General features: G+C 67.5%; 14 protein-coding genes. 10 read left to right on the top strand and 4 right to left on the bottom strand.

The genetic code is table 11. The annotated features are described in order from the left end of the window. The first annotated feature begins 169 nt into the window (after positions 1-169). From IB223_RS14285 to IB223_RS14240, 10 genes are all read left to right on the top strand, one after another. Positions 170-1,579, top strand: a complete 1,410-nt coding sequence (locus IB223_RS14285; RefSeq protein ID WP_192202356.1) for a sugar porter family MFS transporter — start codon at positions 170-172, stop codon at positions 1,577-1,579. 5 nt (positions 1,580-1,584) lie between these two features. Next, positions 1,585-4,140, top strand: a complete 2,556-nt coding sequence (locus IB223_RS14280; protein ID WP_192202355.1) for an exo 1,3/1,4-beta-D-glucan glucohydrolase — start codon at positions 1,585-1,587, stop codon at positions 4,138-4,140. A 79-nt stretch (positions 4,141-4,219) separates the two neighbouring features. After that, positions 4,220-5,782 (top strand): sodium/sugar symporter, encoded by a 1,563-nt coding sequence (locus tag IB223_RS14275; protein ID WP_192202354.1) that lies wholly within the window; start codon positions 4,220-4,222, stop codon positions 5,780-5,782. Between the two features lie 139 nt (positions 5,783-5,921). After that, complete coding sequence (locus IB223_RS14270) at positions 5,922-6,584, top strand: thermostable hemolysin (RefSeq protein ID WP_192202353.1); 663 nt, start codon at positions 5,922-5,924, stop codon at positions 6,582-6,584. Positions 6,585-6,592: 8 nt separating this feature from the next. Further along, complete coding sequence (locus IB223_RS14265) at positions 6,593-8,083, top strand: AMP-binding protein (protein WP_225591045.1); 1,491 nt, start codon at positions 6,593-6,595, stop codon at positions 8,081-8,083. Next, positions 8,080-8,754 carry an iron-containing redox enzyme family protein gene (locus IB223_RS14260; protein WP_192202351.1) on the top strand — a complete coding sequence of 225 codons (675 nt, stop codon included), beginning with the start codon at positions 8,080-8,082 and terminating at the stop codon, positions 8,752-8,754. Before IB223_RS14265 ends, IB223_RS14260 begins: the two co-directional genes overlap by 4 nt. Next, a complete protein-coding gene (locus IB223_RS14255) occupies positions 8,754-9,593 on the top strand; it encodes an SDR family oxidoreductase (RefSeq protein ID WP_192202350.1) in 840 nt (279 codons plus the stop codon). Before IB223_RS14260 ends, IB223_RS14255 begins: the two co-directional genes overlap by 1 nt. Before the next feature lie 4 nt (positions 9,594-9,597). Then, on the top strand, positions 9,598-10,239 hold the full coding sequence (locus tag IB223_RS14250; RefSeq protein WP_192202349.1) for a tetratricopeptide repeat protein: 642 nt from the start codon (positions 9,598-9,600) through the stop codon (positions 10,237-10,239). Positions 10,240-10,264: 25 nt separating this feature from the next. Continuing rightward, positions 10,265-10,939, top strand: coding sequence for a response regulator transcription factor (locus IB223_RS14245; protein ID WP_192202348.1), 675 nt, complete (start codon positions 10,265-10,267; stop codon positions 10,937-10,939). A gap of 17 nt (positions 10,940-10,956) precedes the next feature. Further along, on the top strand, positions 10,957-12,324 hold the full coding sequence (locus IB223_RS14240) for an ATP-binding protein (RefSeq protein WP_192202448.1): 1,368 nt from the start codon (positions 10,957-10,959) through the stop codon (positions 12,322-12,324). 60 nt (positions 12,325-12,384) lie between these two features. On the opposite strand, the gene IB223_RS14235 is transcribed toward IB223_RS14240, so the two are convergent. The 4 genes from IB223_RS14235 to IB223_RS14220 are packed head-to-tail and all read right to left on the bottom strand — an operon-like array spanning position 12,385 to position 14,538. Then, complete coding sequence (locus tag IB223_RS14235; protein ID WP_225591044.1) at positions 12,385-12,666, bottom strand: hypothetical protein; 282 nt, start codon at positions 12,664-12,666, stop codon at positions 12,385-12,387. A 16-nt stretch (positions 12,667-12,682) separates the two neighbouring features. Continuing rightward, positions 12,683-13,138 carry an azurin gene (gene azu, locus IB223_RS14230; RefSeq protein WP_192202347.1) on the bottom strand — a complete coding sequence of 152 codons (456 nt, stop codon included), beginning with the start codon at positions 13,136-13,138 and terminating at the stop codon, positions 12,683-12,685. Between the two features lie 54 nt (positions 13,139-13,192). Beyond that, positions 13,193-13,759 carry an SCO family protein gene (locus tag IB223_RS14225; RefSeq protein WP_192202346.1) on the bottom strand — a complete coding sequence of 189 codons (567 nt, stop codon included), beginning with the start codon at positions 13,757-13,759 and terminating at the stop codon, positions 13,193-13,195. Next, on the bottom strand, positions 13,756-14,538 hold the full coding sequence (locus IB223_RS14220) for an SUMF1/EgtB/PvdO family nonheme iron enzyme (RefSeq protein WP_192202345.1): 783 nt from the start codon (positions 14,536-14,538) through the stop codon (positions 13,756-13,758). Before IB223_RS14220 ends, IB223_RS14225 begins: the two co-directional genes overlap by 4 nt. Positions 14,539-14,544 lie beyond the last annotated feature (6 nt).

Raw genomic sequence — 14,544 nt, 5'->3', positions numbered from 1 at the left:
GAGAACGGCACGCTGGGGCTGGCCGATCTGGCTGCGCTGGCGGCCGGGCAGGGCGAACCCAAGCAGATCAGCGGCAAGCAGGAGCGTTACGAGAACCTGCTCAACCAGTACCTGCTGCGCTGAGCGCAGTGGATCGCATCAACAACACAGTTCGAGGAAGGGGACGGCAATGAGCCAGGCAATGACCGGGGGCGAGAACACCCGACTGATCGTGTTGATCAGCGTGGTGGCGACGATCGGCGGATTCCTGTTCGGCTTCGACAGCGGGGTCATCAACGGCACCGTGGACGGCCTGCAGCAGGCGTTCGGTTCCACCAAGGCGGGTCTCGGTTTCGAAGTGGCTTCGATGCTGCTGGGCTGCGCGGTGGGTGCCTTCAGTGCCGGCCGGCTGGCCGACAGCCTGGGCCGGCGCAACGTGCTGATCATTTCGGCGGTGCTGTTCCTGCTGTCGGCCATCGGGGCCGGTGCGGCGGGCTCGTCGGTGGTGTTCGTCATCGCGCGCGTGATCGGCGGTTTCGCGGTAGGTGCGGCGAGCGTGATCTCGCCGGCTTACATCGCGGAAGTGGCACCGGCGCGCTACCGCGGCCGGCTGGCCACCGTGCAGCAGATCGCCATCATCAGTGGCCTCACCGCGGCCTTCCTGTCCAACTACCTGCTGGCCGCCAAGGCTGGCGCGTCCACCGAGGCGCTGTGGGGCGGACATGCCGCGTGGCGCTGGATGTTCTGGATGCAGGCCGTGCCGTCGCTGGTCTTCCTCGTGTTGCTGCTGCTCATTCCGGAAAGCCCGCGCTACCTGGTGGTGAAGCGCCGCAAGGACGAGGCCTTGCGCGTGCTGACGCGGCTGTTCGGGGGTGCGGAAGCGCAGACCAAGCTCGCCGAGATCGATGCCTCGCTGTCGGAGGACCACCATCGTCCGCAGCTGTCGGACCTGAAGAACAAGGTCACCGGCAAGATCCGGCCCATCGTCTGGGTGGGCATCGGCCTGGCCACGTTCCAGCAGCTGGTCGGCATCAACGTGGTGTTCTACTACGGCGCGGTGCTGTGGCAGGCGGTCGGCTTCTCCGAGAACGATGCGCTGGCGATCAACGTGCTGTCCGGCGCGCTCAGCATCGGTGCCTGCATCGTCACCGTGCTGCTGATCGACCGCATCGGCCGCAAGCCGCTGCTGTGGGTCGGCTCGGCCGGCATGGCGGTCTCGCTGGCGCTGGTGGTGGTGGCGTTCGCCAGCGGTTCACTGGTCGACGGCCACCTGCAGCTGCCCGAGGGCATGGGCACGCTGGCGCTGGTGGCGGCCAATGCCTACGTGGTGTTCTTCAACATCTCCTGGGGCCCGGTGATGTGGGTCATGCTGGGCGAGATGTTCCCCAACCAGATCCGCGGTTCAGCGCTGGCGGTGGCCGGCGCGGCGCAATGGACGTCGAACTTCGCCATCACCGTGACCTTCCCGATCCTGCTGGCGGCCATCGGCCTGGCGGCGACCTACAGCATCTACCTGGTTTCGGCGATCATCTCGGTCTTCTTCGTGCTGAAGTATGTTCACGAGACCAAGGGCAAGGAACTGGAGCAGATGGAAGGATGAAGACGATGACGAAGCGGAATTCCCTGCGCGCCCGCGGCGGCGTGCTGATCGCGGCCGTGGCGCTGGCGCTCGGCGCCTGCAAGGGCGACGGCAAGACCGAGGCGCCGGCTCCGGCGGCCGCGTCCAACCCATGGCCGCAGGTCGCCTGGCCGCTGGCCGAGGACGCCGCGCTCGAGAAGCGCATCAGCGACCTGCTGGCCACGATGACGGTGGAAGAGAAGGTGGGTCAGCTGGTGCAGGGCGACATCGCCAGCATCACCCCGGACGACGTGCGCAAGTACCGGCTCGGTTCGATCCTGGCCGGCGGCAACTCCGACCCCGGCGGTCGCTACGACGCGTCCCCGGCCGAATGGCTGGCGCTGGCCGATGCCTTCTACGAGGCCTCGATGGACACCTCGCGGGGTGGCAAGGCGATCCCCATCATCTTCGGCATCGACGCCGTGCACGGGCAGAGCAACATCGTCGGCGCCACGCTGTTCCCGCACAACATCGGCCTGGGCGCGGCGCGCAATCCGGAGCTGCTGCGCAGGATCGGCGAGATCACCGCGCTGGAAACGCGCGCCACCGGCATGGAGTGGACGTTCGCGCCGACCGTGGCGGTGCCGCAGGACGACCGCTGGGGCCGCACGTACGAAGGCTATTCGGAATCCCCCGACGTGGTGGCCAGCTATGCCGGCGCGATGGTCGAAGGCCTGCAGGGCAAGGTCGGCACGCCCGGCTTCCTCGACGGCCGCCACGTGATCGCCTCGGTGAAGCATTTCCTCGGCGACGGCGGCACCACCAACGGCAAGGACCAGGGCGACACGAAGATCAGCGAAGCCGAGCTGGTACGCATCCACGCCGCCGGCTATCCGCCGGCGATCGCGGCCGGCGCGCAGACAGCGATGGCCTCGTTCAACAGCGTCAATGGCGAGAAGATGCACGGCCACAAGCCGTACCTGACCGATGCGCTGAAGGGCCGCATGCAGTTCGGCGGCTTTGTGGTCGGCGACTGGAATGGCCATGGCCAGGTGAAGGGCTGCACCAACACCGATTGTCCGGCGACGATCAACGCTGGCCTCGACATGGCGATGGCCTCCGACAGCTGGAAGGGGTTCTACGAGACCACGCTGGCGGCGGTGAAGGCCGGCACGATCAGCCAGGAACGGCTGGACGACGCCGTGCGGCGGATCCTGCGGGTGAAGATCCGCCTGGGCCTGTTCGAAGCGGGCAAGCCGTCGGCGCGCACGGTGGGCGGGCAGTTCGCGCTGCTGGGTTCGCCGGAGCATCGCGCGGTGGCGCGCCAGGCGGTGCGCGAATCGCTGGTGCTGCTGAAGAACCAGGGCGGCGTGCTGCCGCTGTCGCCGAAGCAGCGCATCCTGGTGGCCGGCGACGGCGCGAACGATGTCGGCAAGCAGGCCGGTGGCTGGACGCTCAACTGGCAGGGTACCGGCACCACGCGCAAGGACTTCCCGAACGCCGATTCGATCTACGAAGGCATCGCGCAGCAAGCGAAGGCGGCGGGCGGCGAAGCGATCCTCGCCCTCGATGGCAAGTATGCGCAGAAGCCAGACGTGGCGGTGGTGGTGTTCGGCGAGAATCCGTACGCGGAATTCCAGGGCGACCTGCAGACGCTGCTCTACAAGCCGGGTGACGACGCCGACCTCGAATTGATCAAGCGCCTGAAGGCGGAAGGCATCCCGGTGGTGGCGGTGTTCCTGAGCGGGCGTCCGCTGTGGATGAACCGCGAGATCAACGCGGCCGATGCGTTCGTCGCCGCATGGCTGCCAGGCTCGGAAGGCGGCGGCATCGCCGATGTGCTGCTGCGCAAGGCCGATGGCAGCGTGCAGCACGACTTCAAGGGCAAGCTCAGCTTCAGCTGGCCGCGCACCGCCACGCAGTACGCCAACAACGTGGGGCAGGAAGGCTACGACCCGCTGTTCGCGTTCGGCTTCGGCCTGACCTACGCCGACAAGGGCGACCTGGCCGCGTTGCCGGAAGAATCCGGTGTCAGTGGAGACGAAGGCGCGAGCGGTGTCTACTTCGCTCGCGGCGATGCCGGTTCCGGCATGGCCTTGCGGCTCGAGACCGCCGACGGCCAGGGCGTGACCGTCACCAAGGTGCCGGAAGCACTGAGCGCCGATCTGCTGAAAGTCACCGGCGTGGACCATCTGGCGCAGGAGGACGCACGTCGCCTTGCCTGGTCGGGCAAGGGCGAAGCGGTCGCGGCGCTGCAATCGCATACGGCGCTGGACCTGCAACGCGAGAGCAACGGCGACGTGATGCTGTTGACCACCTTGCGTGTCGACACCGCGCCGAGTGGTGATGCGTGGCTGTCGGTCGGCTGCGGCACTGGATGCACCGCGCGCGTGGCACTGGCGCCGACGCTGGCGAAACTGCCGGTGGGCCAGTGGACGCGGGTCGGCGTGCCGCTGAAGTGCCTGGCCAAGGCCGGCGCTGATGTCAGCAAGCTGGATCGGCCGTGGGCGATCGGCGCTGCCGGCACCATGACGATCTCGGTCTCGCGCGTCGCACTCGGTTCGCTGGACCAGGCGGAGCAGGCGGTCGACTGCCCGCGCTGACGGTGAGCGCATTCCCGGGCGCGCAGGCGTCCGGGAATGCATCACGGCATCGCTTGTCGTTTTGGGATAGGGGAGCGGGATGACACTGTCGGGACTGGATATCGCCATCGTGCTGGCCTACCTGGCCGGCATCTTCGTGCTGGCGCAATGGGTGTCGCGCGAGAAGGCCGGGCACACCAAGGACGCGAAGGACTACTTCCTTGCCAGCAAGTCGCTGCCGTGGTGGGCCATCGGTGCGTCGTTGATCGCGGCCAACATCTCGGCCGAACAGATCATCGGCATGTCCGGTTCCGGTTATGCCATCGGCCTGGCCATCGCCTCGTACGAGTGGATGGCCGCGGCCACGCTGCTGATCGTCGGCAAATGGTTCCTGCCGGTGTTCCTGCGCAACGGCATCTACACCATGCCGCAGTTCCTCGAGCAGCGGTACGGCACGCGCATCCGCACGCTGATGGCCGTGTTCTGGCTGGGGCTGTACGTGTTCGTCAACGTCACCTCGATCCTGTGGCTGGGCGCCATCGCGGTATCGCAGGTCACCGGCATGGACCAGATGCTGGCGGTGGTGCTGATCGGTGTGTTCGCGCTGCTGTACCAGCTGTACGGCGGCCTGAAGGCCGTGGCGCTGACCGACATCGTGCAGGTGTCGCTGCTGGTGCTGGGAGGGCTGCTGGTCGCCGGCCTGACGCTCAACGAACTGGGTGACGGCGCGGGCGTCGTCGCGGGCTTCCACCGGTTGTGGGACGCGCAGCCGGGCCACTTCGAGATGATCCTCGACAAGGACAACCCGTTCTACAAGGACCTGCCGGGCCTCAGCGTGCTGATCGGCGGCATGTGGATCATGAACATCAGCTACTGGGGCTTCAACCAGTACATCATCCAGCGCGCGCTCGCCGCGAAGGACATCGGCGAGGCGCAGAAGGGCGTGCTGTTCGCCGCGTTCCTCAAGCTGCTGATGCCGGTGATCGTGGTGCTGCCGGGCATCGCCGCAGTGATGCTGGCGCCGGGCCTGGACAAGCCCGACCAGGCGTATCCGACGATGATGCGCCTGCTGCCCACCGGCATCCTGGGCCTGGTGTTCGCCGCATTGGTGGCGGCGATCGTCGCGTCGCTGGCATCGAAGATCAATTCCGTGGCGACGATCTTCACCCTGGATTTCTACGCCAAAGGCAAACGCCAGCACAGCGAGGCCACGCTGGTGCGCGTGGGCCGCATCGCCGCGGTCGTGACCGTCGTGCTCGGCATCCTGGCGGCCAAGCCGCTGCTGGGCAGCTTCGACCAGGCGTTCCAGTACATCCAGGAATACACCGGCTTCTTCACCCCGGGCATCGTGGTGATCTTCGTGCTGGGCCTGTTCTGGAAGCGCGCCAACGAGGCCGGCGCGCTGGCGGCGGCGATCGGTTCGTTCGCGCTGTCCATCGTGCTGAAGCTGGCGTGGCCGGCGCTGCCCTTCATCGATCGCGTCGGCCTGGTGTTCCTGCTGGCGCTGGCACTGGCGGTGGTCGTCTCGCTGGCCACGCCGCACGCGCCGGAGAAGGACATCATCCAGACCGGCGACGTGGACTACCGCACCAGCGGCGCCTTCAACATCGGCGCCGTTGCCGTGCTCGCCATTCTCGTGGCGCTGTATACGCTGTTCTGGTGATGTCCCTTGCGCGACGTTCAGAGCGGGTTTAGCCCCGCGGTGACGCGGTGCGGATTCTCACGAATTCGTGCCGGGAATCTAATGAGCGCTTAACTTCGAGCTAATTGACCCTTAATCGAGCGATTCCAGCATGCACGCCATGCACTGGATCCGCTCCCACATCGTACTTGCCCCGCTGCCGGGACGCTTCGCCAGCGTCCAGCTGATTGATCGCCACGATCCTGACCGGGACGAAGTCGAGTCGTTCATCAGCGACGTCTATCGCGAACGCTACGGCGCAGCACTGCGCAGCTTCTTCCCCCATCTGCTCGCCTATCGCGACAGCGATGGCCGGCTTGCCGCTGCCGTCGGCGTGCGTGCCGGAGGGGAGGGGCCGCTGTTCGTCGAGCACTACCTGGATGCGCCGGTCGAACAGGTGATGGCGCACCAGCAGATCGCGCAAGTCGACCGCCGCCTGATGGTCGAAGCCGGCAACTTCGCCGCCACCACGCCCGGCATCGCGCGCGAACTCATCCTGCAGCTTGCGCTGACCCTGCAGTCGGCGGGCATGACATGGGTCCTGCTGGTCGCCACCCGACAGTTGCGCAATGCGTTCGAGCGCCTGCATCTGCCGATGATCGAACTGGCTGAAGCGCGTGCCGAACGGCTCGGCGATGCCGGTGGAGACTGGGGTTCCTACTACGCATCGCGACCACGCCTGATATGCGGCAACCTCGCAGAGGGCGTGGCATACCTGCGTGGCAGACACATGCCTCAGGCCTGCAACGACACCCTCGATCTTTGCCTGGCGGGGTCGCCATGAGGACGCCGATGGATGTCGTCCTGCGCGCGCCGAAAGGCGACGGTCGTATCCGACTGATCACGGCGCACGGCACCCTGGATGACCGAGCGCTTGCGGAACGGATCGGACAGCTCGTCGAGTGGATGACGAGGACGGGTATTCGACGCGTCGCCAGTCGCCTGGACAACGGGCCGAGCTGGTTCGTGCTGGACATGGCAATCCGCGAAACCGGCGGCGTGCATGTGCCGCTGCCGATGTTCTTCTCCGATGCGCAGGTGCTGCACGCGCTGGCCAACAGCGGTGCGCAATGCGTTGTCACTTCCCGCGAGGACGCCATGCCGCCCGGCGTCGAGGCGCTGACCGGGTTCCTCGACGGCGAGCGCCTGGCATGCTGGCGTGCGCAGGTGGACGAAGCGGTGGCACCGGTGCTGCCGCACCGCACCGGCTGCATCACCTATACGTCCGGCACGACGGGTCGCCCGCGAGGCGTGTGCCTGGATGCACACACGCTGTTCGGCGTGGCCGGATCGCTGGTGGATGCCGCCGCTGCCATCGCGCCTCGCCGGCACCTTTGTCTGATGCCGCTCGCAACGCTGCTGGAGAACGTGGCCGGGCTGTACGCCGCCCTCCTGGCGGATGCGGAGATCGCACTGCCGTCGCTGTCCGAGATCGGCTACACGGGCGCGACCGGCCTCGACGTGCCCACGCTGCTGCGTTGCCTGCACCGCTATCAGCCCGAAAGCGTGATCCTGGTGCCCCAGCTGCTGTTGGCACTGGTGATGGCGGCGGAGCAGGGCGCTCCCTTGCCCGCCTCGTTGCGCTACATCGCGGTGGGCGGTGGGCGCGTGGGGCCCGGCCTGCTTGCGCGTGCGCGCGTGCTCCGCCTTCCCGTGTTCGAAGGTTATGGCCTGACAGAGTGCGGTTCCGTGGTGTGCCTCAATCGCCCGGGCGCCACGCGCGATGGCAGCGTCGGCCAGGCCTTGCCGCATGCCGGTGTCTCGATCGTCGATGGCGAGATCTGCGTCGAGGGTGCGCGCGCACTGGGCTATCTCGGGGGCGACCCGCTGGAAGAGGGGCCGTTGCGCACGGGCGACCTGGGCTATCGCGACGACGAAGGTTTCGTCCACATCACCGGGCGCCGCAAGAATGTCTTCATCACCGCCTTCGGGCGGAATGTGTCGCCGGAGTGGGTGGAGAGCGAACTGCTGGCGCATCCCGCCATCGGGCAGGGGGTGGTCTGGGGCGAGGGCCAGGCGGACAACGTCGCGGTGCTGGTGCCACGCCGTCCCGACGTGGACGACGTACAGATCATGCGTGCGCTGGGCGAGGTCAACGCCGGACTGCCCGACTATGCGCGCGTCGCGCGCTTCGTGCGCGCCACACCCTTCACCGCAGACGCGGGCCTGATGACCGCGAATGGCCGTCCGCGCCGCGCCGCCATCCTCGACCGCTACCAGGCCGACGTCGACGCCTGCTATCGCCTTCCCCCGATCATTTCCCCCTCCGGAGTCACCGCATGAGTTTCCATGACGAGCTGGTCGCGCAGACCATGCGCGAGCGCGACAGCCTGCTTTCCATTCCCATCATCCAGTCCGCGCTGGCGGGCAGGATAGCGCGCGACGATTACGTGGCCTTCCTCACGCAGGCCTATCACCATGTCCGCCACACGGTGCCCCTGCTGATGGCCTGTGGTGCGCGCCTGCCCGCGCGGCTGGAATGGTTGCGCACAGCGGTCGGGGAGTACATCGACGAAGAGATGGGGCACCACGAGTGGGTGCTGGACGATATCGCGGCATGTGGCGAGGACCGCGCCGCGGCCGCGATGTCGTCGCCGTCACTGGCGACGGAGCTGATGGTCAGTTACGCCTACGACACCATCCAGCGCGGCAACCCGGTCGGCTTCTTCGGCATGGTGCTGGTGCTGGAGGGCACCAGCGTCGCGCTCGCCACGCGCGCCGCCAACACGCTGCAGACCTCGCTCGACCTGCCTCGCAATGCATTCGGCTACCTGTTGTCGCATGGCGACCTGGACATCGAACATGTCGGCTTCTTCAAACGCCTGATGGATCGCCTGGACGACCTTGGAGACCAGGCAGCGGTCATCCATGCCGCGCGACGCTTCTACGTGCTCTATGGCGACATCTTCCGCACCCTGCGTGCCGATGGCACGCGCCTGGCCGAGGCGGCGTGATGGAACTTGCAAGTAGAACCGTGATCCTGACCGGTGCCAGCGGTGGCATCGGCCAGCCGTTGTGCGCGGCGCTGGTCGCCGCCGGTGCGCGCGTGCTTGCAGTGGGGCGCGACGAGGCCAAGCTGCGCCGGGTCGCGCAAGACATGCCTGCGGGCACTACGTCGTGGGTCGTCGCCGACGTGGCGACGGAGGACGGTCGCGCCCATCTGCTGCGCGCGGCGCATGCCGCGAGCCCGCTGCCCGCGGTGCTGGTGCTGGCTCACGCGCAGGCGGCATTCGGTCTGTTCGAAGAGCAGGATCCTGTCGACATGGGCCGGTTGGTGCAGACCAACCTGGTGGCACCGATGCTGCTCGCGCATGCATTGCTGCCACTCCTGAGGACGCACGCATCAGCCGCCGTGGTCGTTGTCGGCTCCACCTTCGGCAGTCTGGCATTCCCCGGCTTCGCGGCCTACAGCGCCAGCAAGTTCGGCCTGCGCGGACTGACCGAAGCGCTGGCAAGGGAATACGCAGATACCGGCCTGCGCTTCCAGTACCTGTCGCCACGCGCCACCCGCACGCCGTTCAACACGCCTGCCGTCGATGCGCTGAATGCCGAACTCAAGGTGAGCAGCGACGCGCCGGCGGATGTCGCGCGCCAGCTGGTCGCGGCCATCGTGCAGGGCCGGTCGAGGATGCAGATCGGTTGGCCGGAAAAACTCTTCGCGCGCATCAATGGGCTGGTGCCCGGACTGGTCGATCGCAATCTGCGCAACAGCCTGCCCCTCGTCCGCCGGCATGCGCGACGACCACGATCATCCACCGAGGAGAACATCCACCATGAACCACGCTTACGGTAAGTCCATGCTATTCCTGATTCTCATGTCCACCACGCTGTTGGTCGGGATTGCCTTGGCGGGTGAGCCCGGTGCTACCACGACCGGCCAGGTGCGTGACCGCTGGGCGCAGATCAACTACCAGGTACCGAAAGCGCAGCGCGAATCGGCCTTCGAGGAGCTCGCGCGCCAGGCCGCGAAGATCCGGGAGACGCACCCGCGCGATGCGTCCGCCCTGATCTGGGAGGGCATCGTGCTGTCGAGCCTGGCGGGCGAGAAGGGCGGGATGGGGGCGCTGGGGCTGGTCAAGCGTGCGCGTGCCGATTTCGAGGCGGCCATCCAGATCGCGCCTGATGCGCTCGATGGTGCGGCCTACACCAGCCTGGGCGCGCTGTATTACCAGGTGCCGGGCTGGCCGCTTGGCTTCGGCGACGACGACAAGGCGCGCGCCATGCTCCGCAAGGGGTTGGCCATCGATCCGGATGGCATCGACGCCAACTATTTCTATGCGGATTTCCTGCTCGACCAGAAGGACTGGACAGGCGCGCGCGCAGCCTTCCAGAAAGCGCTGGCGGCACCGGCCCGGCCGGGCCGGGAAGTGGCTGATGCAGGTCGCCGACGCGAGGCGGAGAGCAAGCTGAAGGACGTCGCCGGGCACCTTGCCAACTGAGGGGGGGGCACACCAGACTGACCGCATGCACATCCTGCTGGTGGAAGACGATCCATTGCTGGGCGAAGGCATCTGCATCGCATTGCGGCGCGGTGCCTTCGCGGTCGACTGGGTGCAGGATGGTGCAAGCGGACTCATGGCGATGCGCGATGGCGAGTTCGACCTCGTGGTGCTGGACCTGGGCTTGCCGCGGATGGATGGCATCGAGGTGATCCGGCAGGTACGCGCCGCCGGGAACCCGGTGCCCATCCTCGTGCTGAGCGCCCGCGAACGGCCGTCCGATCGCACGCTGGGGCTGGATGTCGGGGCGGACGACTACCTGGGAAAGCCATTCGATACCGCCGAACTGCTGGCCAGGGTACGTGCGCTGATCAGGCGCAGTTCCGGAAGGGCGACCCCTTCGCTGGAAGCGGGCCCCCTGCGCCTGGATCCGGCCACGCTCACCGCGACATGGAAAGGACGAAGCCTTGATCTCACCCGGCGCGAGTTCGCGTTGCTGCGCGTCCTGATGGAGCAACGTGGCCGCCCGATGGCGCGCGACACGATCCAGCGGCATCTCTACGGCTGGAACGAGGATGTCGCCAGCAACGCAGTGGACGTGCATGTCCACCAGCTCCGTCGCAAGCTGGAACCGGCGGCCATCCGCACGGTACGTGGCATCGGCTATGCCCTCGGCGACGTTGCCGGAGACACCGCATGAGGTCGATGCGTGCGACGTTGCTGCTGATGTTGCTCGGCACGCTCGGCGTCGTGATGTCGGCGGCCGGCTGGCTCAGCTACCGTGCGGGCCTGCAGGAAGCTGGCGAAATGTTCGACGCCAGGCTCGTGCAATCCACCCGTGTGCTGGTGAGTCTGGTCGACGAGCCCTTGAGCGAGCTCAATGCCTACCCCGGTGAACCGATCGTCCTGCGCGGCTGGCACGGCGAGGCACAGGGCGTCGGCGAAGCGCTCGCCTTCGATGACGGCCACGCGTACGAGAACAAGCTTGCGTTCCAGGTATGGGACACGAAGCAGCGCTTGCTGCTGCGCTCGGACAGCGCTCCAACGACACCGCTGGCGGTGGCGGAACCCGGGTTCTCCGATGTCGTGATCGAAGGCGCACGCTGGCGCACGTTCACGCTGCGCTCGTCGAATGGCCGTTGGTTCCAGTCTGCCGAGCTTGCCGACATCCGACAGGAGCTGGCCACCGATATCGCGGGAGGGACATTGCTTCCCTTGCTGCTCGCGCTTCCGCTGATGGCGCTGGTGATCTGGTGGAGCGTTGCCCTGGCCACACGCTCGCTGCGTGGCTTGTCGATGGAGATCGGCCAACGCCATCCGGAGCGGTTGGTACCGCTGGATCCCGCGGATGTGCCGCGCGAGGCGCAGGGCCTGGTGAGCGCCATCAACGGGTTGCTGCAGCGGCTGGATGTCGCGCTCGCACGCGAGCGGAACTTCGTTGCGGACGCCGCCCACGAACTGCGGACGCCGATCAGCGCATTGAAGGTGCATGCGGACAATGCGCGCCATGCCATCGACGAACAGGATCGGGTCCAGTCCCAGGAGCTGCTCGGCATCAGCATCGAGCGCGTGGAACGGCTGGCATCCCAGCTTCTTTCGCTCAGCCGCGCCGAGAGCCTGGGAGGCGCACGCGCGCATTCAAGGCTCGATCTTGATGCGCTGGTGAGGACGGAGATGGAGGAACTCCGGCCATTGGCGGAGCGAAAGAACCAGGAGATCCAGCTGACGCTGGAAGGTGCGCAGCTGTGGGGGGACGAGTTCGCGCTGGGCCTGTTGGTCCGCAACCTGATCGAGAATGCACTGCGCTATACGCCGGCAGGGGGCGTGATCGAAGTGCGGACTTCCAGCACGGGCACGCATGCGGTGCTGACGGTGGAAGACAGTGGCCCGGGCATCCCCGAGGATGAAAGGGAACGGGTTTTCGACCGCTTCTACCGCCGCCTGGGCGGGGGAAGCGACGGCAGCGGGCTGGGGCTCGCCATCGCCGCAGAGGCTGTCACGGCCCACGGTGGGCGCATCCATCTGGGGGGCGCGGCGCGCCTGGGTGGCCTGGTCGCACGCGTGGAACTCCCGCTCGACACATGAGCAGCCGGATCGGCACGGGGGCTCGTCTTCGGGATGAGGCTGACGGCAGGTAGTCCTGCCTCACCCGCTGCAGCCACCGCAGCACACGGAAGGCAGGCGTTCGATGGTGTCGGGCGTGACGCGATGGCCCGCCTGCGCGAGGGCCATCAGCAGTTCCACTGCGAGCGCGCTGGTGGAACACCGCAGGCATCCCGATCGCGTATCCAGATCCAGCACCGCCGCAGGATCCAAGTCCTGCAGGTGGCGTTCGATGACGGCCAGGTCGATGGGCGCATCGCCCAGGCGGATGACGTATTCCATGGCCTGCTCGACAAAGGGATGCGCCGCCCGCAGGCGGCGCATCGTGGATCGGGACGGATTACTTGGTGACGACCAGCTTGCCCTTCATCAGAGTGGAGTGGCCGGGGAAGCTGCAGAAGAAGCTGTAGTCGCCACCGGCGGTGAGCTTCTTGCCGGGGAAGGTGATCTTCGTCTTCTGGCCGCCGCCCACCAGCGAGGTGTGCGCGATCACGCGTGCGTCGCCCGCCGGCACGTAGGCACCCGCCGCGCCGGCCTTCATGCCATCGCGTGCCACGCCGGCCAGGTCGGCGGTCTTGGAGACCACCACGTTGTGGCCCATCGCGGTCACGGGCAGCTTGCCGCTGTGGGTCAGCTCGATGGTGATGGTCGGGCAACTGGCGGAAACGGTGGCTTCCTTCAGGTCGAACTTCATCGCATCGTCGCCCTTCAGGCTGACGGTGCAGTTGCCGGCGGCCTGCGCCATGCCGGCGGCGCTGAGCAGGGCGATGGCGACGAAGGTACGGGACAGTTTCATGGAGAGGCTCCTTGGGGATGGTGGGGATCGGGAAGGGGTGTGGGTGCCATGTCATCACGGTCCGGCGAGCAGCGCCTTGATCTGGATCAGGAACGCGGGGTCGGCGGCGGCGCCGGTCACTTCGCTGCGGGCGCGTATCCGGCCGTCGGCGTCCAGCAGCACCAGCACGCTGGTGTGGTTGATGCTGCCGTCGTCGCGGAAGCGGTAGCGCACGTCCAGCACGCTGGCGATCGCGCGCACGTCGTTGCCGGCGGGCGCCAGGAACTGCCAGCCTGCCGGCACGCGATGACGCCTGGCGACCTCCTGCAGGGTGTCCGGGGTGTCGCGGACCGGGTCCAGGCTGACCATCACCATGCCCAGCTTCGCTCGTTCGCGCGGCGTGAGCTGCTTCTGCACGCTCTTGGCGTTCTCGATGATCAGCGGGCACATCAGATGGCAGTTCGTATAGAACATCGACACCACGCGCGGCTGGCCGTGCAGCGACGACCATGCGACGGGTCGTCCGCCGGCATCCTGCGTTGTCGCCTGCAGGTGGTAGACCGATTCGCCCGGCAGCGACTGCGCGTGCAGGTTGCCGGCAAGGGCCAGCGTGGCGGACAGGAAGAAGGACATGCGTTTCATGGAGTGCTCCTTGCGCAGCGGAAACCGAGGTTGCCCAGGGTGGCTCCGGGTTGCAGTGCCGACAGCAGGACGAAGCGCTTGACCACGCCGTAGTCGCCGGGATCGTTGAAGGCCAGCGCGGTGGCGCCGCAGTAGCGCAGGCTGTCGCCATCCTGCTGGCCGCGGCGGTCGCCGTCGCTCAGCAGCGAGGCGTAGTCCTCGCTCCATTCCCAGTACGCGCCGTGCAGGCCCTGGATGCCGTAGGCATTGGCTGGCGCATCGGCGGCGGCATCCATGGCATGCGGCGTGCCGTCGTTGACCTGGCGCATCCGCCATCGCGGATCGCCGCGGGCGTCACGCCGGGTCGCATCGGCCGCCGCCGCGTATTCCCATTCCACGAAGCGGGGCAGGCGCGCCTGCTGTTCGCGGCAGTAGGCATCGGCGGCGTACCAGTTCACGTGCACGACCGGGGCATCGGCATCGACCGCCGCCCCTGGCGCATCGGCCGTGGCCCAGTGGCCCAGGTAACCGGGGCTGGCGAACACCGCCGGTATCCGGTCGCGTCGCCATTGCGGCTGGCGCGCGACGAAACCGGCGAACTCGCCGTTGCTGACTGGCCGCGCCATCAGCGAGAACGAAGCCACCCGCGTCTGGCGGGTGGCTTCCTCGTAACGCACCGAGGAACGGAAATCGCCGCCCTCGACCGGCAGGAACCCGTTCGCCACGTCCCCGGCGACGGCAAGCGCCGACGCCAGGGCCAGCACGAGGATCGAAGCCGTCTGCGGCAGCGTCCGTTTCATCCGGTC

Source organism: Pseudoxanthomonas sp. PXM03 (assembly GCF_014852005.1).
In the GTDB taxonomy this organism is placed as follows: domain Bacteria; phylum Pseudomonadota; class Gammaproteobacteria; order Xanthomonadales; family Xanthomonadaceae; genus Pseudoxanthomonas_A.
Note: the sequence above shows the minus strand (reverse complement) of the source record. Positions and strands in the feature narration are given on the sequence as shown.